The sequence below is a fragment of the Lysinibacillus sp. FW301-JW8 genome (assembly GCF_058788755.1).
This window is the reverse complement of record NZ_JBYTBB010000034.1, coordinates 32099-56007: the sequence shown is the minus strand read 5'-3', so window position 1 is coordinate 56007 and position 23909 is coordinate 32099. Positions and strand designations below refer to the sequence as shown.

General features: G+C 36.0%; 29 protein-coding genes and 1 pseudogene. 25 read left to right on the top strand and 5 right to left on the bottom strand.

From position 1 onward, the window contains the following. The 10 genes and pseudogenes from AC3WOM_RS14740 to AC3WOM_RS14695 all read left to right on the top strand — a co-directional run. Positions 1 to 232 (top strand): hypothetical protein (locus tag AC3WOM_RS14740; RefSeq protein WP_492447383.1); only part of this gene is annotated, 232 nt, incomplete at its 5' end. Between the two features lie 180 nt (positions 233 to 412). Next, on the top strand, positions 413 to 1123 hold the full coding sequence (locus AC3WOM_RS14735) for a cytochrome c biogenesis CcdA family protein (protein WP_492447382.1): 711 nt from the start codon (positions 413 to 415) through the stop codon (positions 1121 to 1123). 52 nt (positions 1124 to 1175) lie between these two features. Next, entirely contained in the window at positions 1176 to 1544 is a 369-nt protein-coding gene (locus tag AC3WOM_RS14730) for a response regulator (protein WP_427545547.1), read from the top strand. Between the two features lie 24 nt (positions 1545 to 1568). Next, positions 1569 to 2066, top strand: coding sequence for a CcdC family protein (locus AC3WOM_RS14725; RefSeq protein ID WP_427545549.1), 498 nt, complete (start codon positions 1569 to 1571; stop codon positions 2064 to 2066). 614 nt (positions 2067 to 2680) lie between these two features. Next, the gene (locus tag AC3WOM_RS14720) at positions 2681 to 3517 is read left to right on the top strand and encodes a CbrC family protein (protein WP_492447381.1); all 837 of its coding nucleotides are present in this window, start codon (positions 2681 to 2683) and stop codon (positions 3515 to 3517) included. A gap of 47 nt (positions 3518 to 3564) precedes the next feature. Beyond that, positions 3565 to 3693, top strand: a pseudogene (locus tag AC3WOM_RS14715) (DUF6678 family protein); the annotation flags it as partial. A gap of 216 nt (positions 3694 to 3909) precedes the next feature. Beyond that, positions 3910 to 4116 carry an Imm8 family immunity protein gene (locus AC3WOM_RS14710; protein WP_492447380.1) on the top strand — a complete coding sequence of 69 codons (207 nt, stop codon included), beginning with the start codon at positions 3910 to 3912 and terminating at the stop codon, positions 4114 to 4116. Between the two features lie 298 nt (positions 4117 to 4414). After that, positions 4415 to 5818 (top strand): leucine-rich repeat domain-containing protein, encoded by a 1404-nt coding sequence (locus AC3WOM_RS14705; protein ID WP_492447379.1) that lies wholly within the window; start codon positions 4415 to 4417, stop codon positions 5816 to 5818. 93 nt (positions 5819 to 5911) lie between these two features. Continuing rightward, positions 5912 to 6193: a hypothetical protein gene (locus tag AC3WOM_RS14700; RefSeq protein WP_492447378.1), complete on the top strand. Its 282-nt coding sequence runs from the start codon at positions 5912 to 5914 to the stop codon at positions 6191 to 6193. A 10-nt stretch (positions 6194 to 6203) separates the two neighbouring features. Next, on the top strand, positions 6204 to 6356 hold the full coding sequence (locus AC3WOM_RS14695; protein WP_492447377.1) for a hypothetical protein: 153 nt from the start codon (positions 6204 to 6206) through the stop codon (positions 6354 to 6356). A gap of 450 nt (positions 6357 to 6806) precedes the next feature. Here AC3WOM_RS14695 and AC3WOM_RS14690 read toward each other — a convergent pair whose 3' ends face one another. Then, a complete protein-coding gene (locus AC3WOM_RS14690; protein WP_492447376.1) occupies positions 6807 to 7262 on the bottom strand; it encodes a hypothetical protein in 456 nt (151 codons plus the stop codon). A gap of 329 nt (positions 7263 to 7591) precedes the next feature. Beyond that, positions 7592 to 8587, bottom strand: coding sequence for a DUF4885 family protein (locus AC3WOM_RS14685; protein ID WP_492447375.1), 996 nt, complete (start codon positions 8585 to 8587; stop codon positions 7592 to 7594). 150 nt (positions 8588 to 8737) lie between these two features. Between AC3WOM_RS14685 and AC3WOM_RS14680 the strand changes: the two genes are divergently transcribed. Further along, on the top strand, positions 8738 to 9601 hold the full coding sequence (locus AC3WOM_RS14680; protein WP_492447374.1) for a hypothetical protein: 864 nt from the start codon (positions 8738 to 8740) through the stop codon (positions 9599 to 9601). 505 nt (positions 9602 to 10106) lie between these two features. Here AC3WOM_RS14680 and AC3WOM_RS14675 read toward each other — a convergent pair. Then, complete coding sequence (locus tag AC3WOM_RS14675; RefSeq protein WP_427545569.1) at positions 10107 to 10535, bottom strand: DUF2621 domain-containing protein; 429 nt, start codon at positions 10533 to 10535, stop codon at positions 10107 to 10109. A 121-nt stretch (positions 10536 to 10656) separates the two neighbouring features. On the opposite strand from AC3WOM_RS14675, the gene AC3WOM_RS14670 reads away from it, so the two are divergent. From AC3WOM_RS14670 to AC3WOM_RS14645, 6 genes are all read left to right on the top strand, one after another. Next, complete coding sequence (locus AC3WOM_RS14670; RefSeq protein ID WP_492447373.1) at positions 10657 to 10872, top strand: DUF1659 domain-containing protein; 216 nt, start codon at positions 10657 to 10659, stop codon at positions 10870 to 10872. Positions 10873 to 10885: 13 nt separating this feature from the next. Continuing rightward, positions 10886 to 11110: a DUF2922 domain-containing protein gene (locus AC3WOM_RS14665; RefSeq protein WP_427545573.1), complete on the top strand. Its 225-nt coding sequence runs from the start codon at positions 10886 to 10888 to the stop codon at positions 11108 to 11110. 89 nt (positions 11111 to 11199) lie between these two features. Beyond that, positions 11200 to 11322: a YvrJ family protein gene (locus tag AC3WOM_RS14660; protein WP_427545575.1), complete on the top strand. Its 123-nt coding sequence runs from the start codon at positions 11200 to 11202 to the stop codon at positions 11320 to 11322. Between the two features lie 103 nt (positions 11323 to 11425). Beyond that, positions 11426 to 12034, top strand: a complete 609-nt coding sequence (locus AC3WOM_RS14655; protein ID WP_427545577.1) for an SCO family protein — start codon at positions 11426 to 11428, stop codon at positions 12032 to 12034. A 231-nt stretch (positions 12035 to 12265) separates the two neighbouring features. Then, positions 12266 to 12622: a hypothetical protein gene (locus AC3WOM_RS14650; protein WP_427545579.1), complete on the top strand. Its 357-nt coding sequence runs from the start codon at positions 12266 to 12268 to the stop codon at positions 12620 to 12622. Between the two features lie 16 nt (positions 12623 to 12638). Then, the gene (locus AC3WOM_RS14645) at positions 12639 to 13172 is read left to right on the top strand and encodes a DUF1572 family protein (RefSeq protein WP_492447372.1); all 534 of its coding nucleotides are present in this window, start codon (positions 12639 to 12641) and stop codon (positions 13170 to 13172) included. Between the two features lie 38 nt (positions 13173 to 13210). On the opposite strand, the gene AC3WOM_RS14640 is transcribed toward AC3WOM_RS14645, so the two are convergent. After that, on the bottom strand, positions 13211 to 13765 hold the full coding sequence (locus AC3WOM_RS14640) for a delta-aminolevulinic acid dehydratase (protein WP_427545583.1): 555 nt from the start codon (positions 13763 to 13765) through the stop codon (positions 13211 to 13213). 373 nt (positions 13766 to 14138) lie between these two features. On the opposite strand from AC3WOM_RS14640, the gene AC3WOM_RS14635 reads away from it, so the two are divergent. Then, positions 14139 to 15818 carry a methyl-accepting chemotaxis protein gene (locus tag AC3WOM_RS14635; RefSeq protein WP_492447371.1) on the top strand — a complete coding sequence of 560 codons (1680 nt, stop codon included), beginning with the start codon at positions 14139 to 14141 and terminating at the stop codon, positions 15816 to 15818. Between the two features lie 98 nt (positions 15819 to 15916). Here AC3WOM_RS14635 and AC3WOM_RS14630 read toward each other — a convergent pair whose 3' ends face one another. Then, entirely contained in the window at positions 15917 to 16162 is a 246-nt protein-coding gene (locus AC3WOM_RS14630; protein ID WP_492447370.1) for an alanine:cation symporter family protein, read from the bottom strand. 71 nt (positions 16163 to 16233) lie between these two features. On the opposite strand from AC3WOM_RS14630, the gene AC3WOM_RS14625 reads away from it, so the two are divergent. The 7 genes from AC3WOM_RS14625 to AC3WOM_RS14595 all read left to right on the top strand — a co-directional run bounded on the left by AC3WOM_RS14625 (position 16234) and on the right by AC3WOM_RS14595 (position 23908). Further along, positions 16234 to 16932 (top strand): aspartate/glutamate racemase family protein, encoded by a 699-nt coding sequence (locus AC3WOM_RS14625; protein WP_492447369.1) that lies wholly within the window; start codon positions 16234 to 16236, stop codon positions 16930 to 16932. Positions 16933 to 16934: 2 nt separating this feature from the next. Beyond that, positions 16935 to 17987 carry a P1 family peptidase gene (locus AC3WOM_RS14620; protein WP_492447368.1) on the top strand — a complete coding sequence of 351 codons (1053 nt, stop codon included), beginning with the start codon at positions 16935 to 16937 and terminating at the stop codon, positions 17985 to 17987. A 281-nt stretch (positions 17988 to 18268) separates the two neighbouring features. After that, positions 18269 to 19012 carry a M15 family metallopeptidase gene (locus AC3WOM_RS14615; protein ID WP_427545592.1) on the top strand — a complete coding sequence of 248 codons (744 nt, stop codon included), beginning with the start codon at positions 18269 to 18271 and terminating at the stop codon, positions 19010 to 19012. After that, positions 19009 to 19803 carry a M55 family metallopeptidase gene (locus AC3WOM_RS14610; RefSeq protein ID WP_427545594.1) on the top strand — a complete coding sequence of 265 codons (795 nt, stop codon included), beginning with the start codon at positions 19009 to 19011 and terminating at the stop codon, positions 19801 to 19803. Before AC3WOM_RS14615 ends, AC3WOM_RS14610 begins: the two co-directional genes overlap by 4 nt. Before the next feature lie 271 nt (positions 19804 to 20074). After that, positions 20075 to 21898 carry a peptide ABC transporter substrate-binding protein gene (locus tag AC3WOM_RS14605; RefSeq protein WP_492447386.1) on the top strand — a complete coding sequence of 608 codons (1824 nt, stop codon included), beginning with the start codon at positions 20075 to 20077 and terminating at the stop codon, positions 21896 to 21898. A gap of 91 nt (positions 21899 to 21989) precedes the next feature. Next, positions 21990 to 22934, top strand: coding sequence for an ABC transporter permease (locus AC3WOM_RS14600; protein ID WP_427545596.1), 945 nt, complete (start codon positions 21990 to 21992; stop codon positions 22932 to 22934). Beyond that, a complete protein-coding gene (locus AC3WOM_RS14595; protein WP_492447367.1) occupies positions 22934 to 23908 on the top strand; it encodes an ABC transporter permease in 975 nt (324 codons plus the stop codon). Before AC3WOM_RS14600 ends, AC3WOM_RS14595 begins: the two co-directional genes overlap by 1 nt. The last annotated feature ends 1 nt before the right edge of the window (position 23909 follow it).

Below are 23909 nucleotides of genomic sequence, written 5' to 3'. Positions count from 1 at the left end.
TGCGAAAGCGAAGCGACAGCAACAAAGCACTCAGTCGGAACGGAGATCAACCCCTCGTTTTGAAAAAGGGCTATACTTTTTAATTTGTCACCTTGATTTCATTGACATAATAGTATTTCAACAACATGACCATAGCTCTTGCTGCTATGGTTCTTTTAAATGGGAAATTATGTTTGTAGAAATAACGCGAATTTTGTTGACAGATTATGCAAGCGGAAGGCATAATGCATAAGTACACGAACATTTACATCTATGTTACTGAGGTTGATTGGGAAATTGTGTGTAAGAGTATTAGGATAATTCACTTTTATAACACTTTATTGCCATGAAACGTTCACAATCAGGAAGGGCGCATTTTACAGTGATTTTTGGTACGATGGAGGCAGTAACTGTAAGGAGCGAATGAGAAAATATGGGAACTGATATTAACGTATTTTTAGCTTTCGGTGCAGGGTTTTTAAGCTTTATATCACCATGTACCCTTCCACTGTATCCAGCATTTTTATCATACATAACGGGTATGACTTTAGATGAGCTAAAATCTGAACGAGGCATGATGCAAAAACGTGCTGTTTTTCACACCTTGTTCTTTTTACTAGGATTTTCAATTATCTTTATTATGATAGGACTAGGAGCATCATTAGCAGCAGAGTTCTTCCTTAATTATCAAACCTTATTACGTCAGGTTGGTGCTATTTTAATCGTCGTATTTGGTTTAATGATTGTAGGTTTACTACAAATTGACCTTTTAATGAAGGATCGTAAATTCCAATTTAAAAATCGACCATCTGGTTATCTGGGGTCTGTTCTAATCGGGATAGCCTTTGCGGCTGGCTGGACACCATGTACAGGTCCAATTTTAGCGTCGATTATTATGTTAGCTAGTACAAACCCTGGTGCAGGCTTTAGCTATATGCTTGCTTATTATTTAGGCTTTGCGATTCCATTCTTCGTGTTATCGTTCTTTATTTCACGTATGACTTGGATTCGTACACACAGTCAAAAAATAGTTAAAATCGGTGGTTATATAATGATTGCCGTTGGAATATTGTTATTCTTTGATGGATTAACGTATATTACACGCTTGTTACAGCCTATTTTCGGTGGATTTACAGGCTTCTAATCTGCTAAACTAAAGAGGCATACCGTACTTTAACGTGGAGGGAGATGAACAGATGCCTACAGTTTTGGTAGTGGATGATACACTATTTATGCGTGTTGCAATAAGTAATATGTTTACTGAGTGGGGTTATGAGGTAGTCGGCAAGGCAGCCAATGGTAAGGAAGCTGTAGCGATGTATCGAGAGTTGCAACCAGATCTTGTCACGATGGATGTAACGATGCCCGTTATGACAGGTATTGCGGCAGTAAAAAAAATCATCCCTGAATTTCCAAATGCAAAAATAATTATGATTACTGCTTTAGGTCAACAAAAGTTAATTGTGGAAGCGATTGAAAGTGGTGCGAAAGATTTTATTACAAAACCATTTGAGCCAGAAAGATTGAAAGCTGTAGTAGATCAATTGCTTGGACAAAATTGTTAAATTGACATTAGAGGAGGATTTTTTATGTTAAGCAATATCCCTTCTCACTATTATGTTATAGGTTCGACCATAATGGCCATTTTAATGGGTAGCTTTGTCATGGTAATACGTATGAGAGCATCCAAAAAACCAACAAATGAGAAGAAAATTATCATTCCACCTATCGCAATGTCTTCAGGTGCGTTAATGTTTTTATTTGAACAATTCCGTGTGCCGCCTATGCAAATTTTAGAAGCATCAGCAGTCGGGATGGTGTTCTCAACAATACTAATCGCCACTTCAAAATTTGAAGTAAAGGGACAAGATATTTATTTAAAACGTTCAAAAGCCTTCGTTTTTATTTTAATTGGGCTATTAGTGTTCCGAGTTGTGGCGAAAATGATATTAAGTAGCTCCATTGATGTTGGTGAGCTAGCAGGAATGTTTTGGATTTTGGCCTTTGCTATGTTAGTTCCTTGGCGAATTGCCATGCTTGTTCAATTTATCAAAGTTAAAAAAACCATTCCTTTTAAAAATTTGTAATGGAAAGCCTACACTAGTGTTTAGTGCAGGCTTTTTATCGTTTTTGGGGGACGGATAGAATCATTGAAATGTTTGATAGCACTACCGATACATAGGATAGAACATCAAAAGTGATGGATAGCTCCACTAATCTTTATAGGTGAAGTCTAAGAACCTTTTTTCTTTTGTAATCATCGTTTTTTCCTCGATTCCTTCAAATAATACAATATATGAATTCTTCGCATAGAGAGAAGTTTGTTACAAAATGAATATTAATAATTGCAAGTAAAGCATAGATGAAACGTCCTTTTCAATACACTGTATAATGGAAAGAGATTGCTTCATCATTGTACAGCATTTAATCAACGAAGTGTCTGGTATACGTGCCATTTTCCAGACACCTTTTTATGTTTGAGAGGAAAACTAGTTAATTTTGTTGACTGTAGATAAAAATGAGTTTTCAAAAAAGTTACTTGTATGTTATTCTCGAAACAGAACGTATATTCTTATCGAGGTGGGAATCGTGAGTTATGATTTAATGGTTTTTGATAAAGAGAAAAATCCGAGCAACAAAGAAGTATTTTTGCAATGGTTTGATAAATCATTAAATCATATGTCGAGAGGTGGATGGAGAAATGACAGAAAATCTTATGGCACAGTGGCGAGTACAAAGAAAAGCATTTGATGTGAAGAATGCCAAAGCAATTAATGCCATGCATGAATTAAAGGAGCAAGTTCAACAAGCAGAGCCAACAGAGATAAATTTACGCTTGCTTGTCGAAATCTTCTGTATGTTGCACATGTATGATGAGGCATACAAAATTTTTATATCTGTTATGGACATGCACAGTAAAAAAGACAAGAAAAAATACAGTACAATTCTCTATTGGATGGACAATCCACAAAATGTAAAGCCTTTATTACCATGTCTTATTCAGGAAAAAGTTCAGATGAAAACACCATTACCAACATTTAAATATATGCCAAACCCAATCCAAGCCAACATTTTTGAAACAGGCGAAATCGTTGTTTGTGATTGCTGTGAGCAGGAAGTGGAGATTTATTATACAGGTGGAATTTATGCGGTGACAGAAGTAGAGTATCTTTGCCCAAGCTGTATTCATAGCGGGCAGGCTGCCGAAAAATTCCATGGCGAGTTTCAGCAAGATTTGCTCAATTCAGAGCTTGTTAACAATGAGACCTACACGGATGAGATATTACATCGAACACCAGGTTATGCTAGTTGGCAAGGCAATAATTGGGTAGCCCATTGTACGGATTACTGTGCGTTTATTGGCTATGTCGGGTGGGATGAGCTTGTGGAAATGGGGGTTACGGAGAAGTTGGAGCATTTTGATGGTGATACAAATGAAGAGTTAGCTGCTACTTTACGCAATAATGGTTCACATCAAGGCTATTTGTTCCAATGCTTAGAATGCCAGCAGTACATTGTTTATTCTGATTTAGATTAAAGAGAGTTGGAAAATCAAAAAGTTCTAAATGACAATATAGGGGGCGTCTAGTTACGCCAATCATTGAAGATTGCTCAGAAGAATTACGAGCTTTGCTTGAATCGATCTCCATTCCTTTTGTTGAGAAGGACAGTTTTTTTGTGATTTATGGACATGCGAAAGAGGTTGATTTTTAGAAGATAAAATGTCGTGTCTATCCTTTGAGCAGAGAATATATTGCTAGTATTCTACAAGTGGGTTATCGCAAAAATAGGGGGGAATGCGTTGGTTAAATGGGAATTAAAAAATTTACATTTACAAGGTTTTATTGAATATCCTGATAGTTTGGAGCAAGTTTTCTTTTCTTTTCTTTGGATTTGGAGATTGGACTAAAAGGCGAGACAGCTTCCAATATGTTTTACGTTAAGGTAGCTACTCCAGAGGCATTGAGAAGTCGCCAACATGAATTTGTCATTGCAAGAAATAGAGCATTAATTATAGATGAGTTTGATATTAAAAAATTAAGAGAAGCCATCCAAGAAATTGTGCAAAACTGTTCCAAGCAGACTTGGGAAGAATCGTGTATATGTTTGCAACGATTTTTTCAGTGGGAATATTAGGATTATAGATGAAAACGAGGCATGTAAAAATTGATATGACGAAGTGTTTGGGTATAAAAAGATTTTATCTGTTCGACAGGAAACATTGTTCGTCATACGAGATATTTGTATGGAAAAAGGACTAGCAAAGGTGAATGCAATATTTCATTATATTTATTCGCAGCTTACAATGATTAATAAAAATAAACTGTACAATGGCTTAGTATATATAGGGGAATTTGAGACATATTTCATTTAGTAGCTTTCTTACCATTGATAATCATAGATGGCAATATGTATTATTCAGGAAGAAGTTGAGATGAAAACACCATTACCAACATTTAAATATATGCCAAACCAATCCAAGCCAACATTTTTAAAACAGGCGAAATCGTTGCTTGTGATTGCTGTGAGCAGGAAGTGGAGATTTATTATAATGGATATAACACAAGATTTCATTGATGAGAACTTTAAAACGTATGTACTTGAAACGTTTTGTAACAATCGCAAAACTATTTTATTTAGCGATGTGAATCAAATTGAATCCTTACAACTGAGGAATCGCAATTACACTAGTCTACAAGGTATTGAGCATTTTATAGCGCTCAAAGAACTAGATTGTGCATTCAATGATTTAACTGAACTGGATACTCGTTATAACTATCATTTGCAAACTCTTATTTGTTGTACAAACAAAATAACGTCACTAGATATAAGTAATCAGTCAAAATTAGAAGAATTGTCTTGTAGAAATAATGAGCTAACGCAACTAGATGTAAGCTATAACCCTCTCTTGAAAATACTAAACTGTACTGTAAACCAAATCACGTCTTTGAATTTGATGAACAATCCTTTTTTGGAAAAGGTCGATTGTGGCTTTAACCGAATGCGAGAGTTGGATGTCAGTCACAATGTCAAACTTGTTTCTTTGGTGTGTTATCAGAATATGCTTTCGGCGTTGCATTTGGAGCAAAATCACCATCTGCAAGAACTAAACTGTGGGTATAATTCTTTATTAACACTACATTTAAAGCATCATGCCGAGCTCACCCACCTTGACTGTGGAAACAATTATTTACTTCTTTTAGATATAACGAATTGTCTAAAATTAGAGAGTGTTCGTTGCAATCATAACCACCTTAACTATTTGGATGTCAGTCAAAATCCAATGTTGCAACGATTAAGATGTTTCAACAATCATATTACAGAGCTAGATATTCGCCATAATGTGCAATTGGTCGAGCTATATTGTTCAGAAAATAAACTAACTCAGTTGGATACGTCATATAATCTATTGCTAGAAGAGTTGAATTACGCTGACAATCTAATGATGGAGCCAATGTACGTTATTCAAGGTGTTGGAACGTTTCAATATGATAATGTTGCAACTTTTTATCGGTCGACATGGAGTTATAAGGAACAGGAAATTTTTGTTCAAACGACAGCAAGAACAGAAGCAATGATTAAACGGTTATCGCCCACTATCAAAAAAGTGTGGAATCACTTGGATAGACTAAACAGCAGTGCGCTAGACTTGATTACTGAAATACATGCTGAGGAAGATAAAAGCAATTTACTATTAGTTGAATTGATTTTTAACACAGATGATACAATACAATTAGGCTATGATGTAGGTGACTCTCCAGCGGGACAACTTTATATTTATGTATCTTTTGATGGGAAATTCAATATAGACAGCAAACTGGTTTATGAAACATATTAGGGCTGTTAGAATCCATTCTTAACAGCCACGACAAAAGCCAAGGGAGAAAAGTTCAAGTTTGTCGTGAACTAGAAAAAAGAGGTGAATGTTTAGATGACTTTAGCAGAATTGGCTGCTTTTTTGAAAACCAGACCCACTTTCCTAGATTATAAAGATGAATTGGTACTGATTAAAGCATTACCGAAACTATCCACCCAGTCAGTACATGAACAAAAGGAACTCTTTTTACAAGTGCTCGATACGTTGATGGATTCGCATACGTTTGGCGGTAATTACTTGGAAAAGGAAGCAAAAGACCAACCTTATTTTGATACGTGTTTGGCTTTTCTTGAAAAATTAGATGTGCCAGTTGTGATAGAAGATTTGCGTTTGTGAGGGATAGAAAATGACTTTACAACGACTTATGGCTTTGCGAGATACTTTAGATGACATTGGATGGATGATTATAGAACCAGCATCCAATCCTTTTCGTATACATCATAATTGTATAGAGTTATTACTAGAACAAGATACGACGCAATTGCAGATACGGTTTTAAACTATATTTCAGTTTGGGCGATACATGATGGAAGATTGATGTTGGTCAGTAAAATTGAACTGAATCGCAATTTCATTGTTCTCATGAATCTAAATTGTATCAATCAGCTCAACCAATAAACCTCCGTCAAGTACTTGAATATTTTATGCTTTAAAAATGTTTTATCACGAATAATTGGACAAAAAGTTTATATGTAGCACCCGATTTTTTAGTTTTTAGACACGGCCTAGTAGAAATGTTCAATTTATTACCTGAATCCGAACAAGATTTAACATATTATATAATATAACGTCTTGTACTTGCTTGGGATAATGATTATACCAAACTAACACCTGTAGAACGTACAAGTCTTGAAGAATCAATTCAAGATTTAGAGCTTGGTGAAGTAAGTAAGTAATTATACAGACATTGTTTGGAACTGAATAATGACACAAAGAAGCACCCATTCAACTAAATAGGTGCTTTTTTCATAAATTTCAAATTGGTATCATATGAAATTATTGATTTTTCTTTACTTTCTATAAGGTGGTGTACTCTACTTCCAAACTCTACATGAGAATTATTTACTTGTGAAACATTTTGGTTTTGAAATGATTGGTTGCTGTTACCAGTTATAAATATTGGCACAATACATAACGGACAACTACCATCATTTTCAATCATAGAACCACATAGCGAGCAATACTTGTCTTCAAGCTCAACTGTTTGATTAACTTTGTCCTCCAGAAGATCTAATTCCAATGAAGACTTCAAATCACTAGGATTAGTTATTGCTAATGATTTTTCTTTCAAAAAGTCATTAAATACGGTTGCAAATAAAGAGGTTTTTATTGGAACAGTAACTACAACATTATTCATATTGCGATTTGTAATAGTATTAAATGTACTGAGATTATTAATGTCCATAAAATCCTCCCAATAATTTTATTTTCATGGTGCAACTAAGAACGATTGTCATTAGATTGGTTATGGCATCTCCATAGCTTTGTATAACTCGTCACTACAATCCACCTCATATTTCGCACCCTTGAAGTAAATTTTAGATGCATATTAAAGCCATGGTATCATTCAGATTAACATACGTGAAAATACGATATTTTTGGTAAAAATCCAGTTTTGAAAACCTCAGATGCTGATGATTTCCCCATGATCACATGATTTATCAACAATACTTCTCAATAAAGTCTTATAAAGTGCAGTATATATTGGCAGTTAATAGTAAAGTATGCTCTTTTCTAAATTGAAGAACGGTGTGTTCTCAACTGCTCAATCCAATCTGTTCTCCCTGTTCCATAGCTTTCGCGTTGTCCTACATCATGGAAAGAGCCATTTTCATAGTCAATAGACAAGATTAAATCAGGTATCGAGTCAAATCCCTGTTTAGCAAGGTCTGCTAACTGTGAACCGTAATGACTATTCCGCACGCCTCGCTCCCAATCCGATACATAGGAATTTTTTTTCAAATTGTTTTGGTAAATTTCAAAAATATCTGTTCCATCCTCCGTTACAAACTTGTTATCTACTACCTGTAAATCTTTCAAATTATAACCCGTCACATTTTGAATCTCACGGACAAGGTTATATTTGTCATATTTTTTTTGTGTTAATTGTGTCGAATCATCAGAACGGCTTTTGATAATATGGGCAAATAGTTGCTTGGCATTGTTCGCGGAATTGAGCGCTTCTTCTAATAATCGAGCAAATTCTGAATCCTTTGTCCCGCTAACACCCAATTTATAAGTGTTAGGGTCAATGGTAAATGTTAATTTTGCATCTTTAGGTATCGTCAATTGATACTGACTCAATAGTTGTTGGAATTGCCCATTTATTTGTTGGCGATTAAATGCTTTTTTGGTCGCCACCTCAACATCGTCATAAATGGGTGGCTTGTCACGAAAGATTGCATCAAGGTGTGACATATTTGCCTTACCAGCCCTTAGCCAAGTCAATTCGGTACTAGAAGCAATATCCCTTTCTTGAGCAGTCAAGTCATGTCTAAAGTAAGATGAGAGAGGATTATGATACTTATCCATGATATGTTGTTTGGGATCTTGAAACATTTTATTTTGCGCCGTTACTTTTTGATAATGTTCTGTGTGTAATTGTCTACGTCTATCTGATTCGCTTTCATACTCATTTCGGCTTTGAATAACCGTTGTATCTTTTTCAATTGGAGTTGTTTTAGTAGCCGTATTTGTTGGGACAAATGGTGGATTTGAACTTATTTTCATACTAATCACTCCTGTTTTTATTTTATAGTTTTAGTATCGACTGGATATAAAAATAAATAATGGGTTTATTAACCTTTTTCGAAAATAAACTTTACATAAAATTCCATTAACATGAAAATAATAGGTAAAATAACAAAAGGAGGATTTGTTATGTTGAAAAATATATCAAAGCATTTACTAGGATTCACCGTAGCTTTGTTTGTTGTCTTGTCCTTAGCTACAACTACGTCAGCAGCGGGTACAATTACAGGAAATAATAGTTTTGCCACTGCTTATTCGGTGGGTTATTGGAAATATAGTAATATAGATACAACTATTTTACCAGAAGACGAGGAGGCAGCTTATTTTAAATTTACACTAAATGCTGGTGAAAAAGTGTATGTGAAAAGCTCCTATCAAAGCCAATATCAAGGGATGAAGATTGAATTATTTAATACTAATCAGCAACCAATTGATGAAGGAACTGCTGTAGTCAATCCTGCTTCATTAACACCATTTATTTTTGCAAAGGCAGATGCTGCTAGCGCTCAAACAGTATACGTGAAGATAGGTAGAGGAAATTATACGGGCAATATGTATTTTACAATTTCAATCTTAGAGCGTACCAAATCAGGTAGCGGTATATTTAATTTTTCTGGTACAGCTACAAACTCAGGGAATACAGGTTTAAATCTAAATGGCGTAGACTCTACTGTGATCACAATGGATTTAAGAAATAATGCAACAATCCCAGATAAAGCAGTTGTTAAGTCAATCACGACATCAAGTACGCAAACACCGAGTCAAGGAAATGTATTGCATAAAATTAGTTCAGAACAGACAAATGTTTGGTATACAGCTATTGTTTCAAACGCAACAAATGGACAGTATACAATATCTTTACAAGACCAATTTATGGCAGCTCAGAAGTGGAATTTCAAATATAATGCCAAAGCAACAGCTTCCTCTAAAATGACTAATGTACGAGCGACTATTAATTATGAATATGATGTGACAGACCAATTTCAATATTAATGAAATGGGTTTGAAATGGTAAAAACCAAGCCGTGTGAAAAGAAGGGCACTGAAAAACTAAAAAATTGACTTATTTATATTAGAAATTTGTCTTTTGTTAGATTTGAAAATTTGAAAAAGTCGATTTGCATCACAATTTTTGTGGCAAATCGACTTTTTCAGTGCCCTCTGTGAAAAGCGGCTTGGTTTTATTTTTCTTTCTATTTTGAACAAAAAAATTTAACGATGCTTTCTTTTAAAATTGTAATAGAACGCAGACCATATGAATAAATACATCATCCATTGTACCTTGACATCATGAATAAAAGCTTATAGTAAAGTACCAATTGTCTTTCCAATAGAGAGCCTTTAATCAAAGTTATCTCCGAACAGGACCGTCGCTTTCCTATCGGCATTTATTAAACTACATACAGAATCACTATTTATTTTTTAAGAATATTCATCAGTCAAGTGATTATTTATTTTCGTAGAAAAACGCTGCACAAAATCATTGTGCAGCGTACCATTAATCAAATAGATGCTCATAGGGGGTAATGTCAATTTTCATTTCCGCTAATTTTTTGCGTAAAAATTTATGATCACGCTTAGGGGTTGCTTGAATATAACCACGAATAATTAAGTCATTGTTAATGGCAGGCGCTTTTTCCTCTAAAGCGAGCTCGCCAATTTTCCCTGCAATTTTCTCCTTTGCTACTTGTCTAAACAGCTCAGGGACAGGGCTAACAAGTTCATATAAAAGCTCTTTCTCAGGTTGTCCCCATAAATGAATGGTTTTATCTAAATAAAACTCTTGCCAATCTAAATCCGATTTACCATCCTGCTTTGGTAAAGCCTTTAAAAACTTGCGGAACATAAAAAATCCACCTATCCCCATAAAGGTAATCAATACGACTACCCAAAACAAGATAAACCATAAAAACCAGCCTGTTAACAAATCGTTCACCTCTTTGCTTTCTCTCACTCTATTATAAAAGCTAGCAAAAAAAAATTCATCCTTAATGTCCCTCTTTTAGCAATAAGTCCGTATATATTGTGTAAGAAAGGGGGTGACATCTATGACAAGCGTAAATTTTGTTAATGCAACACTTCGTTTAAAGTATGTTACTGGCTACAATGAACAAAACGAGCCAAAGTTCGCAACGAAGACATACCGAAATGTAAATGGTTCGCATTCAACAGTGGATTTAGTAGCCGTGGCGAATGCCATTGCAAGTCTATCTACACATCCATTGGACAGCATTTCCAAAGTAGAAACAACAGATTTATCCTAAGGAGGGAAAAAAGATGACACAAGTTTTAGAACTGCAATTTGAAACAGCCATTGGGAAGACAACTGTGCTTACGATTGATGCACCGAAGCCAACAATTACAACTGCGGAGATTCAACAAGTTATGCAGACGATTATCGCTAAAAATGTTTTTGAAGGACAAGCGGGTACTCTAGTTAGCATAAAAGGAGCACGTATCATTGATCGCCAAGTGACGGAACTTGAATTAGTGATGGCATAATGAAGAAAAGGTCTTTGTGGGATTATACTACAAAGACCTTTTTTAACAGGAGAATACTCAATTTTAATTTGTGAAGGAGGAATTTAAAAATGGAGCAGTGGTTAAACATGATATCGGATATAGGCTTTCCGATTATGGTGTCGTTTTATTTGTTGCACCGAGTAGAGGTAAAGCTGGATGCGATTCATGATGCACTTATTTCCTTAAAGTGAAATCTATTTCACAAAGATGTCCGAAAGCTGTCACTTGGGAGTCCTTGTCAACGTTATGATCATACGATAGGATGAGGGTAATGTAGGTAGGGAGCGTGTTAAGATGAAAAATAAAATAATTGGATTTATACTACTTTTGATACTAACAACTGTACTTAGTGCATGTGGAAATGCAAAATTTAAGGCAGATTATGACTTAGCACTGCCAGATTTTGACCATGTCAACCAACGTGGTGAAGCTGTTTCTTTAAAGAGTTTAAAAGGAAAACCATGGATTGGGATGTATATTTTCACTAATTGTACTTCTATTTGTCCGCCAATGTCCTTTAATATGGCGCAGGTTCAAGAAAAGCTGAAGAAAAAAGGCGTGGAAGATTATCAGATTGTTGCGTTTTCAGTGGATCCTGATGTTGATAAGCCAGAGGTACTTGCAGATTATCTAAGCAAATATAATGTACCTGATGAATCAAAATGGAATCTCCTTACTGGTTATTCACAAAAATATATTGAACAATTCGCAGTAAAATCAACTAAAATTATGGTAAAGGATGATCCTAATTCCGATCAAGTGATTCATGGTAATCAATTTTTCTTAGTGGATAAAGACGGGGTTTTAGTAAAAATGTATACTGGATATGCCAAAAATATTGAGGATGTACCCATCGATACAATGGCGTCTGATATCGAAACATATATTGATGAAAATTTATAATAACTAGAAGGAAACCGTCTCGACATGAAGAGATGGTTTTTTTTATGGAGAAAAATAATCTTTTATAGTTGAGCTTCGTTTATGGATCTATTAATGGTTATGTTTTTCAAATCGGCTATCTAATTATACTTGGTCGTAATTAGTCAACTTAATTTATGTAAAAAAGTCTATTTTCTTCGTGTTAAATATTGTAAAATATAGATAACTTCAAGAAATAGGGGAGGTTCGTTGTTGATAGCTAAGTGTAAAGCATGTGGAATGGAAGTAACTAGAAGTTTGAAGGAGTTGACGAATAATAAATTATTGAATAATAATGATGCACAGAATTATGTACCAAAGGGATATTATGTAAAAAGTGATGGTGTGTTTATGGATCAACAAGAATCCATCATATTGATTCATAAGGAAGATTTAATAAATAGTAACTATCATTCTAATGAAAGAAGATTAAATGGCTGCTGTGGATACGATGGGCTTGATGGAATGAATCGTATTTGTCTTCAAGAACATGAAATTGGGACAGAGTACTCTGATTGTTGGATGTCACACAAAATTGCATTAAATCTTGACTGTATAGACATCATTTGAAGAAGGGAGAATATTTATGAACTTCGAACAAATCTATTTAGATGTGATTAGTAAAAGGTTTAAAAATCTCAAAGAGCAAGGGGACAAAACACTTTCTCAGTTAAATTATGAGCAATATCATTGGACTATTAATGAAGAGTCAAATAGCATTGCTGTTATAGTCAAGCATATTAGTGGCAACATGATATCCAGATGGACTGATTTTTTAATAACGGATGGCGAGAAACCAACGAGAAATCGAGACGATGAATTTATTGATAATCTTACTACTGTAGAAGAGATTTTGACAACCTGGGAAAAGGGATGGCAAGTTTTTTTGGATGCTATTGAACAATTAACAGAAGCTGATTTAGAGAAAGTTATTACAATCAGGGGGGAGCAGCATTCGGTGATTGATGCTATTGAAAGACAAATGTCACATTATGCTCAGCATGTCGGACAAATTATTTACATCGCGAAGCAAGTAACTGGTTCACAGTGGCAAACATTAAGTATACCAAGGGGGCAATCTCAGGATTTCACAGATACGATGGTAAAAAAACATCAATAAAGAAAATCGTAGCTGTTTATCGCTACGATTTTTTGATATTATGAAGAATAAAGCTGATACATGGAGGTTTCTGTATCTATAGATTTAGCGATATCATATGCCTCCTGCTGTGTTTTCCCATGCGCTATAATTTCATACATAAACCTAATTAAAAACATTAAATTTGCATTGCCATCTATGTAGTCATCTGGACCTAAATAGGAGTGACAGCCTCTTTCTAAAAAGACAGAAGCTAATTGCTTTTCACCTAATGTACAGCCAGAGGCAATCACCTTCACATCATGAAGTTGACAATATTGCAAGACTTCTTGTGAACTAAAAAATGCTCCTCTTGGTTCATTTAATTCATAAATATCTTCCCCTAGCTCTGGCATGCAAAAGCGCCCCTCATCACCATGAAAATTAAGAATTAAATAATCCAGCTTTTGATCAAGATCTTGGCCTGATAGTACATCTATGAAATCATTGGGTCTTCCAATTAAGTGAAGCGTCACTCTTGCACCAAATGACTCCAAGACAGATCTTAAAGCAATGGATTCTATATCACAATCTGGACCAACTACTAAGCTCACATATAAATCTGGTTTACTCATATTGATGACCTCCCATATCTAGTCATCGTTAGTATAAGTCATTCCATCAAGGAAAGGGAAATAAAACCATTAAAATATCACGGAAATCCTTTGGTGTAATAAACCGTATATAACAATAGTTTGATGTGAATATAAAAGCTTGTATTACACTGCTATCTAGTTATCCGCAAACATAGCACTAAAATCATTAGTCAATATTTTTAGCATGGTAGTTGATTGAAACGTTGAAAAGTCAAGAAATTTTAAAATGTGTTTATTTATTGTAAAAAATTAGTTTTATATGAAGATTTTCGATTTACTTCATCTAGGATAATAGTTATAGATAGGCTATACTCAAGAGAGCTTATGACAATAGCAGAATAGAGGGAGCTTTATGAAGATAACGGTAGAAAGAAAATTGCAGTTTGCTTTTGGGCTAGTGTTGATTTTTCTATTATTAATTACAGGTATTTCTATGTACTATTTAAATGAAAATCGACACACGCTTAAAGAGATTCAAGAAAAAACAGAACTGATCGATTTATATCAGGATATTTCATTTCAAACAGTTCGAGCAAACGCAGCCATAAGAGGCTATATGCTGTATGGAAAGGAAGAAATGCTTAACAATCATTTTGAAATTCGTGATACCTTACATAAATCCATTCGTCGTATTGAAGAACTTGGCTATAAAAATGCAGACTTCGAACAGTTTTTAAAGCAATTAGATGAATGGGAAAAGCCAATTGATGAAAAAATAGTCCCACTATTTCAAAATGGTGAGCATCAACAAGCACAACAGCTTGCGTTACCAATATTAGGAGAAGGCTCGCAAAAATTAGTTGTCTTTGGAAAAACAATGGCAACAGCGCAGCAAAAAGATATGCAGAACCTTATAGAGGTAACAAGGCAAGGTGGAGACAGAAGTGGTAAAGAAATTGCTGCATTGGCAATTATATCACTGCTTATCAGTATTATTATTGCAACTGTATTTGGCAGAAGGGTTGCAAAAAATATTCAACAAACCGTTGTGGAAATGGATAAGTTTTCAAATGGTGATTTACAAACACACCTTCAATTTAAAACAAAGGATGAGTTTGCTCAACTGGCGAATTCCTTTAATATAATGTCAGAAAAATTGAGACATACGATGAAGCAAGTTGGACAATCCTCTGAACAAGTAGCAGCAACCTCTGAGCAATTGACAGCAAGCAGTATTGAGGTAACGCAGGCGACTGAAGTGGTGACAGAATCCATTCAAGATATTGCACAGGGGATTGAACAGCAGGACTCTCTAACAAGTGATGTTCGAAATTTATCCTCACATATCTTGAAAAAAATGAATGAGATTTCTTCAAGTATTGATAATGTTAATAGTGCCACGGTGGAAACGAAAAGCATGGCGAGTTCAGGGCGTTCCTCTGTACGGGATGTTATTGAACAAATGAATGAGATTTCAGATAATACGGCAGAGCTAAGCACACGCGTTAATGATTTAGATGAAAATACGGCAGCGATTGTTTCAGCAGTGAATGTTATTAAAAATATTGCCACGCAAACGAATTTATTAGCCATCAATGCCTCTATAGAAGCAGCACGAAGCGGTGAGCATGGTAAGGGCTTTGCAGTAGTTGCAGAAGAGGTTCGAAAACTAGCAGATGAATCGAATTTAGCTGCTATAGATATAGAAAAAGTCGTTGCACAAATTACAGAAAGCACTCGAATAATCGAGGAAGACATGGGTAATAGTAATGAATCTGTAACGGTTGGCAGGGACAAAGTGAATGTGGCAAGAGATAATTTCTTAACAATTGATGAGGCTATAAATGACGTGCAGGCACAAACACAGGCTGTCACGGCAGCTATACGAGCAATTTATCTAGATATTGAAAAACTAGTGAAAGAAATTGACTATATTAGCGAGGTATCCATGAAATCAAGCGGCAATGTGCAAAGTGTCGCTGCATCATCTGAAGAACAAAACGCGGCGATGGAAGAAGTTGCAGCAGCCTCTTCTCATTTGGCTAAAATGGCGATTGACCTACAAGAATCTATTCAGGCATTTAAATATTAACCTTCCTCTCATCTTTGACGTGTCAAGAAGATAAAGGAGTTAAAAAAATAAATTCAATCGTCCAAATGAAGCGTATTCGATATATCAATCGAATACGCTTAAAATTTTTTATCGATTAAAATTGTGAATTTATCGAAAGTTTTATATGATCTATCGAAACTTTTTTGCGATTTATCGAGAGCTCCTGACTCAACAATTAACTGGAATATTTCAGGAAAAAATCTAATTTTTAAAAATTTTGTGCCGACTGAAAAATATAATCCTGCTACTAATAATAGTATGATAAGAATATATGTCCAAAATATTGTGTTTGTGTTATCGACAATAGTAGATAACCATTCCATCAGCTTTCCTCCTTTCAAAATACCTTTTTGTGATTAAATTAATATATAATGATAGAAAAGGAGAGAAGTATATGAATACAATTGGACTGATTGGTGGTATGAGCTGGGAATCTTCTTCGGAGTATTATCGACTACTCAATGAAGAGGTAAAAAGGCAGTTAGGAGGTTTACATTCAGCAAAGTGTATATTGTACAGTGTAGATTTTCAGGAAATTGAACATTTTCAAGCGAGGGGCGAGTGGGACAAGGCTGGTGAGGTGCTTGCGGAAGCCGCTTACTCTTTGGAGAATGCTGGCGCAAGTTTTATTGTTATATGCACCAATACCATGCATAAGGTAATTGATACAATTCAGCAGAGGATTACGATTCCTATTTTACATATAGCCGATGCAACAGCACATAAAATAGTAGAGACGGGTTTACAAAAAATAGCTCTTCTAGGGACAAAGTATACGATGGAGCAGGATTTCTATAAGGCTCAAGTGGAAACCTTCGGAATTACAGTAATTGTTCCACAGGAGGAGGAGCGAGCAGAGGTCAATCGAATCATCTATGATGAATTGTGTTTAGGGGAAATTAAGGATTCTTCAAAAAATTATTATTTACAAGTAATTGACAGCCTTGTGCAGTCAGGTGCGCAAGGAGTAATTCTAGGCTGTACAGAGATAGGATTATTAATCAAGCAGAAAGATGTAGATATTCCTGTTTTTGATACAACGATGATACATGCCCAAGCTGCTGTAAATCAAGCTATTCAAAAGGGGGAATAAAATTGCCTGGTAAAATTCGGGATAGGGGCATATCAATTGGGACGCTGCCCGTTGGCGAAAAAAATTGCATTACAGATGTAGCAGACGTATGTGTGGGGCATATGACAATTGATGAAGCATTAACACAAGATGGCGCATATGCATGTACAGGTGTAACCGCCATTTTACCGCATAAGGGTAATTTATTTCAGCAAAAGATTACAGGAGCAAGCTATGTTTTAAATGGTTTTGGAAAAACAACGGGACTAATACAGGTAAATGAGCTGGGGGTTATTGAAGCACCTATTATGCTCACTAATACATTTGGTGTACCCACTGTTACACAGGGAACATTGCAATATATGCTTGACATGAATCCTGATATAGGGAAATCAACAGGAACGATTAATATTATCGTAGGTGAATGTAATGATAGTTATTTAAATTCAATACGTGCCTGTTCAGTAACACCGGAGCATGCTTTAGAAGCGATTCGCATTGCAACAAATGAGGTTGCACAGGAAGGAGCAATTGGGGCAGGTAAAGGAATGATGTGTTTTGGCTATAAAGGAGGAATTGGCTCCTCTTCTCGCATTGTCAACTATGAGACAATCACCTATACCATAGGCTGTATGGTGCTTAGTAATTTTGGGCAAAGCACAGAATTTTTAGCGCAACGTTATGTTGAGACATTTGTATCTCCTCAATCGACTATATCTCCAACAGATGGCTCCATTATCATTGTACTGGCAACGGATGCGCCACTTAGCAGTCGTCAATTAACTCGTGTTATCAAACGCTGTGGTATTGGACTTGGTCGAACAGGAAGCCATTTTTCCAATGGTAGTGGTGATATTGTTATTGGCTTTACCACTGCACATTGTATTCCTCATATATCAAATCTACTTGTGGAGACACGTACACAGCTTCGCGAGGATCACCCTATTATGAATCAACTATTTACGGCAGCGGCAGAGGCAACAGAGGAAGCCATTTTGAATTCCTTATCACAGGCAATAACTACAGTAGGCAGAGATGGGCATAAAGTAGAAGCCTATCCATTTTTCAAAAAGTAGTAGCTCATAAAAGTTATTGAGTCATGAAAATGGTTCAATAGCTTTTTTTGTTTCATCAATTTTATTTTTTCAGTTATTATTAACCCTAACTACGAATAAACTCCATAAAAAAGTGAAAAAGAATAAATTTTGACTATTAGTGGTCATTTTTGTCGTCCATTGTTTGATGATAAGAAAATAACCATTATTATGTATTTGTTCACTATTTATCTAGTCACCGGCATATAGGTAATAAAACTGAATTATCTGAAAAATATTTAGTTTTTTGCTTGATTGGAGTGATGCATATTAAGAAAAGCGTTTTTCATCCGATTACAGCTAATAACGCTTTATTTCATTCATCGAAAATTGCTGTGGGTGAAAGCTTTGAGCCGCTAATTAAAATCGAAGGACAGCATCCTAGAATTTTTACCAAGCCCATTTACCATCAACAAAAGATACCTAATAGCCTACAGGTGATCTATGTACGTGAAGGTGTCTATGAGCGATTACAAGAAGCGCTTTCGGTATTGCCAAAAATATATAGTTTAGTGTTATATGATGGCTATCGTCCCTTCCAAGTACAGCAGTATTTGTTTACACATTTTGCACAGGAGATTGCACAACGATTTCCGCATTTGTCTGAACAAGAAATTGACAGTGAAACGCGAAGATATGTTGCTTTTCCAAGCCTTGATTGTGCTCATCTTGTTCCCCATTTAACAGGAGGTGCTGTCGATATCACATTGGGGGATATAAATGGTCATGCATTGAATCTTGGCACAGCTTTTGATGAAATCAGTGCAAAATCCGTGACACGTTATTTTGAACAATTTCCAAATGAGAATCACAAAGCCTGCATCTATAGAAGGCTTCTCTATAATTGCATGACTATGGCGGGTTTTACCAACTACTCAGAGGAATGGTGGCATTATGATTACAACAATATTGCTTGGGCTAGGAGAGTTCAAGCACAGTCAGCGATTTACGGAGCAGTGCAGGCAGTTATTCATAATCATTATGTAAAGGAGTTTAATTTTATATGAAGGTTTATATAAGCGCAGATATTGAAGGAATTACGGGGACTACAGTATGGAGTGAAACGGAGCTAAATGCCCCAGATTATCAGTTTTTCCAAAAACAGATGACACTGGAGGTTGAAGCTGCGATTGAGGGAGCAATTGCTGGCGGAGCTACTGAAATATTATTAAAGGATGCACATGATTCAGCTCGAAATTTAGACATTTCAAATCTACCCAGTAATTGCAAGATTATTCGTGGATGGACCTATGACCCAATGTGTATGGTCGCAGGATTAGATAAAACGTTTGATCGAGCCATTTTCATTGGCTATCACAGTAAAGGGGGAAGTGAGCGCAATCCTTTGGCCCATACACTGTGTTTGTTTGCAGATGTCAAAATTAACGGGGAGTATGCCAGCGAATTTCTCATTAATACGTATGCAGCAGCATTACATGGGGTTCCAGTTTCGTTTGTTAGCGGGGATGTTGGGCTAACAGAAGAAATTCAGACCATAAATGAAAACATTGTCACTTTTGCCACGAAAGAAGGAATCGGCAATGCAACGATTAGTGTCAGTCCTAAATTGGCCATTCAGGAAACAAAAAGACTAGTGGAGGAGGCTATGACAGTTCCACGTAATTCCTTACAAGTTTCCTTACCTGAACACTTTAAATTAGAAATTATTTATCGTGACCATACACGCGCATATCGCAATTCCTTTTACCCTAATGCTACATTTAAACCTCATAATACAGTGGAATTTATCACAGATGATTTTTATGAAGTGCTTCGAATTTTACAGTTTCTAACATAAGCAAATTTATAAAGAGGAGAATAAATTCTGGCAATTTGTCGAGCAATTGGACACGCTCTTCAATTAGGCAAGCAACTGTTTTTAAAATAGGGGCAAAAATCAAATAATCCAAGATATCAACAATAAAATAATGTGATTATGATGAAAATTTAGGTGCTATTATGAGCAGTTTTATCGCTCCATTTTAACGGCTTACCTATAACGTGAAGGTGGAGTGAATCTAACTGCTTATTTATGCGAGACGAAAAAGAAACTAAGGGGGATGCCTATGATGAAAAGGTATTGGTGGCTTTTGGTATGTCTTGTCGCATTGCTTTGTGCAGCCTGTAGCGATGATTCTTCAAGTGAAAAAAAATCAGAGTATCGCGTTGTCTATTCAGGGGAAATAAAAACGTTAAATTACTTAAAAACCTCTGAAACCAATGAGTTTGCGGTGGCAGCGAACTTAGTCGATGGATTAATTGAATATGATAAATATGGTGTCGTACAGCCTGGCCTAGCGAAGGAATGGTCTTCCAATGATGATGCCACGGTATGGACATTTAAGCTTCGTGAAGATGCAAAGTGGATTACCCATGATGGGAAGGAATATTCGAATGTTGTTGCCCAAGATTTTGTAGATGGCTTACATTATGTTCTGGACGCAAAGAATGAATCATCAACAGCGTGGATTGCTACGGTTGTTAAAAATGGGGAAGCCTTCTATAACGGTGAGTTAACGGATTTTAAGCAGGTTGGCATAAAGGCAACAGATGAACATACAGTAGAATATACTTTAGAAACACCTACTCCTTATTTTCTTTCTATGTTGAATTATGTTTGTTTCTTCCCAGTAAACGGAAAGTTTATTGAGGAAAAAGGGGATAGCTTTGGAACAACACATGAAAATTTCCTGTATAACGGATCCTATATTTTAGACAAATTTGAACCGCAAAATGAGCGTGTACTTGTAAAAAATGAATTGTATTGGGATAAGGACAATGTGCTTATTGATCGTATACGTTATAAATACAATAAAGAAGCGGCTACGGTTGCACCTGAATTATTTTTACGAGGGGAAATCGACTCGGCTAGTATTCCAACATCCATTATTGATGAATGGTTCAAAGATGAAAAGAAAAAATCACAAGTTCGTCAAACGCAAAATAATTTCTATACGTACTTCTATGCACTAAACTTCAATCCTCAATTTGATGCAGAGTATGAGCCTAACAACTGGAAGGTCGCAGTCAACAACAAGGATTTCCGTAAGTCCTTATTCCATGCTCTTGATCGGGTTTCTGCCATGTTAACTTTAGAACCATATAATCCAAAAGATTTGCTTAGCAATACAATTACACCTAAAAATTTTGTTGATGTAGATGGCCTTGATTATACACAACTAGCACCGTTAGCGGATATTGCTAATCAGGATTCCTTTATAAAAGATCAGGCATTGGCATACAAGGAAAAAGCAATGACTGCACTTGAAGGAAAGGCAACATTCCCTGTAAAAGTGTTAATGCCATATAATGCTGGTAGTCCAGATTGGGCTAACCGTTCTCAAGTGGTGGAACAGCAAATTGAGAAATTATTAGGAACAGACTATATCGATATTATTGTAGAGGCAGGACCATCCACAGGCTTTTTATCGGAAGTTCGTCGCCCTGGTAAATTTGCATTGCTAGAAGCCAACTGGGGACCTGATTATGCTGATCCATCAACGTATACGGACCCATTTACTGTAGATGGAACTTACAATAAACCAGAACTAGCGGAAGGCTATATAGAAGCTAATGGCAAATCAAAATATCAAAACTTAGTGGACGAAGCAAAATCGGCAATCGATACAGCAAAACGATATGAATTGTTTGCGAAGGCTGAGGCTTTCATAATTGATGAGGCATTTGTCATTCCTTATTCAGTAGGAGGAAGCGGCTATGTTGCCTCTAAATTAAATCCTTTCGAGGCTCAATATTCCCCATTTGGAGTGACAGCAGAGAAATTTAAGGGGCAACAGCTTTTAGATAAACCAATGAGCAATGATGAATTTAAAGAAGCGCTAGCAAAGTGGGAGCAGGAACGTGCGAATGCCTTAGCGAAAGCAGCACAGTAGGATCAACGTTGGGTAGTAGTATTAACAAGGAGATTCCGAATAAAAAATATCGGCATCTCCTTTCATCTTTCTGAAAAAGGAGGATAATTCCATGCTGTGGTATATAGTGAAGCGACTCTTACAATCTGTGGTTACTCTTTTTATCATCCTAACAATTGTTTTTTCATTATTACGATTAATGCCAGAGGAAGGCTATTTAGGAGCAGCAGCTGATAAAATGTCGCCTGCGCAACAAGAAATCTATTTAACAAATTTAGGATTACGTGATCCTTTATTGGTGCAACTAGGTAACTTTTACAGTAAATTGTTCCAAGGAGATTTGGGGAAATCTGTTACCTACAGGACAGATGTACCAGTCGTTACAATTATTGCAGATAAAATTATGTATTCCTTGGCTTTCGGTTTAGGGGCTGTTGTGTTATCTCTAATGCTTGGTGTTCCACTTGGTATTTTAATGGCTCAAATGAAAGGGCGTTGGCTGGATCGATTGGGGACTGGCTATATAGTGATTGTCGTTGCAGTGCCAGCTGCTGTTTACTATTTAGTTATACAAATGTATATTACGGAAATTTTCCATTTGCCAATGCTTTTTGATGTGTATAAGCCCATTACTTGGATTTTACCACTTGCTTCAATGGCATTAGCACCAACTGCCTCCTATGCCATGTGGATGCGACGTTATATGGTGGATGAATTAAACAAAGATTATATTAAGCTAGCACGAGCAAAAGGCATGAAAGAGCGGACATTAATGTTTAAACATGTTTTACGAAATGCCTTTATCCCTATGGCACAATATTTACCTGCAACGATTCTTTTTACAATTACCGGCTCCATTTATATTGAATCTCTGTACTCTATTCCTGGAATGGGTGGCTTACTCGTTGATGCGATACAGCGCCAAGATAACACCATTGTACAGGGCTTAGTCCTTGTTTTTTCTTCACTTGGGATTATTGGATTGATTTTAGGGGATATTGCCATGGCACTTGTTGATCCACGGATTAAATTGGGGAAAGGGGAGAGTGTACGCTAATGGGTATGTATTCAGAGGAAATTAATAATATTTCTCATAGATCACGTGAAGCATTATTTGAATTTGCAGTAACGGATGAGCGTCAGGCAGAAGAAACAGCCTACTCAAACTATTCCTATTGGCGTTCAACCTGGAAATCCTTTTTAAAAAATCGAATTGCCATCTTTTTGTTAGTCGGCGTGCTAATGATCGTAACCTTCACAATTCTTCAACCGTATCTACCAGCGCAAAAGTCTCCTACTGAAATTTATTTAGATGAACAAACAGGCCTACAGGCACGGAATATTGCTCCAAATACTGAATTTTGGTTTGGGACAAACTCCATTGGACAGGATTTATGGTCTCGTATTTGGGCAGGGACAAGGACCTCTTTATTGATTGGCTGCGCTGTAGCCATAGTAGAAGCTATTATAGGAATAACAATTGGTACACTTTGGGGCTTTTCGCGTAAATTGGAGTTGCCAATTACACAACTATACAACATCGTTGATAATATTCCGACAACCATTGTATTGATTTTAATGTCATATATTTTACGACCTAGTGTTTCCACCATTATTATTGCGATGTGTATTACAGGCTGGGTTGAAATGGCAAGGTTTATTCGCAATCAAATTGTCATTTTGCGTGATCGTGAATATAACTTAGCGTCAAAATGTTTAGGGACACCAGATTATCGCATTATTTTAAAAAACCTATTACCTTATCTGATTTCAGTCATAATGCTACGCATGAGTCTGGCAATTCCATTTGCTATTGGTGCTGAGGTTTTTTTAACCTACATTGGATTAGGCCTACCAATTAGTGAGCCGTCTTTAGGGAATTTAATTAATGAAGGACGGGTGCTAATGATGTCTCCAGAATTACGATATCAGCTTATATTTCCGAGTATCGTTTTAAGTGTGATTACAATTGCATTTTATATTATAGGAAATTCATTTGCAGATGCAGCAGACCCCAAAAATCACGTATAAA

Bases quoted from the DNA above. Each gene is read 5' to 3' on its own strand.
- AC3WOM_RS14735 (WP_492447382.1), top strand. From the start codon at position 413: ATGGGAACTGATATTAACGTATTTTTAGCTTTCGGTGCAGGGTTTTTA.
- AC3WOM_RS14730 (WP_427545547.1), top strand. From the start codon at position 1,176: ATGCCTACAGTTTTGGTAGTGGATGATACACTATTTATGCGTGTTGCA.
- AC3WOM_RS14725 (WP_427545549.1), top strand. From the start codon at position 1,569: ATGTTAAGCAATATCCCTTCTCACTATTATGTTATAGGTTCGACCATA.
- AC3WOM_RS14720 (WP_492447381.1), top strand. From the start codon at position 2,681: ATGACAGAAAATCTTATGGCACAGTGGCGAGTACAAAGAAAAGCATTT.
- AC3WOM_RS14710 (WP_492447380.1), top strand. From the start codon at position 3,910: ATGTTTTACGTTAAGGTAGCTACTCCAGAGGCATTGAGAAGTCGCCAA.
- AC3WOM_RS14705 (WP_492447379.1), top strand. From the start codon at position 4,415: ATGAAAACACCATTACCAACATTTAAATATATGCCAAACCAATCCAAG.
- AC3WOM_RS14700 (WP_492447378.1), top strand. From the start codon at position 5,912: ATGACTTTAGCAGAATTGGCTGCTTTTTTGAAAACCAGACCCACTTTC.
- AC3WOM_RS14695 (WP_492447377.1), top strand. From the start codon at position 6,204: ATGACTTTACAACGACTTATGGCTTTGCGAGATACTTTAGATGACATT.
- AC3WOM_RS14690 (WP_492447376.1), bottom strand. From the start codon at position 7,262: ATGGACATTAATAATCTCAGTACATTTAATACTATTACAAATCGCAAT.
- AC3WOM_RS14685 (WP_492447375.1), bottom strand. From the start codon at position 8,587: ATGAAAATAAGTTCAAATCCACCATTTGTCCCAACAAATACGGCTACT.
- AC3WOM_RS14680 (WP_492447374.1), top strand. From the start codon at position 8,738: ATGTTGAAAAATATATCAAAGCATTTACTAGGATTCACCGTAGCTTTG.
- AC3WOM_RS14670 (WP_492447373.1), top strand. From the start codon at position 10,657: ATGACAAGCGTAAATTTTGTTAATGCAACACTTCGTTTAAAGTATGTT.
- AC3WOM_RS14665 (WP_427545573.1), top strand. From the start codon at position 10,886: ATGACACAAGTTTTAGAACTGCAATTTGAAACAGCCATTGGGAAGACA.
- AC3WOM_RS14660 (WP_427545575.1), top strand. From the start codon at position 11,200: ATGGAGCAGTGGTTAAACATGATATCGGATATAGGCTTTCCGATTATG.
- AC3WOM_RS14655 (WP_427545577.1), top strand. From the start codon at position 11,426: ATGAAAAATAAAATAATTGGATTTATACTACTTTTGATACTAACAACT.
- AC3WOM_RS14645 (WP_492447372.1), top strand. From the start codon at position 12,639: ATGAACTTCGAACAAATCTATTTAGATGTGATTAGTAAAAGGTTTAAA.
- AC3WOM_RS14640 (WP_427545583.1), bottom strand. From the start codon at position 13,765: ATGAGTAAACCAGATTTATATGTGAGCTTAGTAGTTGGTCCAGATTGT.
- AC3WOM_RS14635 (WP_492447371.1), top strand. From the start codon at position 14,139: ATGAAGATAACGGTAGAAAGAAAATTGCAGTTTGCTTTTGGGCTAGTG.
- AC3WOM_RS14630 (WP_492447370.1), bottom strand. From the start codon at position 16,162: ATGGAATGGTTATCTACTATTGTCGATAACACAAACACAATATTTTGG.
- AC3WOM_RS14625 (WP_492447369.1), top strand. From the start codon at position 16,234: ATGAATACAATTGGACTGATTGGTGGTATGAGCTGGGAATCTTCTTCG.
- AC3WOM_RS14615 (WP_427545592.1), top strand. From the start codon at position 18,269: ATGCATATTAAGAAAAGCGTTTTTCATCCGATTACAGCTAATAACGCT.
- AC3WOM_RS14610 (WP_427545594.1), top strand. From the start codon at position 19,009: ATGAAGGTTTATATAAGCGCAGATATTGAAGGAATTACGGGGACTACA.
- AC3WOM_RS14605 (WP_492447386.1), top strand. From the start codon at position 20,075: ATGAAAAGGTATTGGTGGCTTTTGGTATGTCTTGTCGCATTGCTTTGT.
- AC3WOM_RS14600 (WP_427545596.1), top strand. From the start codon at position 21,990: ATGCTGTGGTATATAGTGAAGCGACTCTTACAATCTGTGGTTACTCTT.
- AC3WOM_RS14595 (WP_492447367.1), top strand. From the start codon at position 22,934: ATGGGTATGTATTCAGAGGAAATTAATAATATTTCTCATAGATCACGT.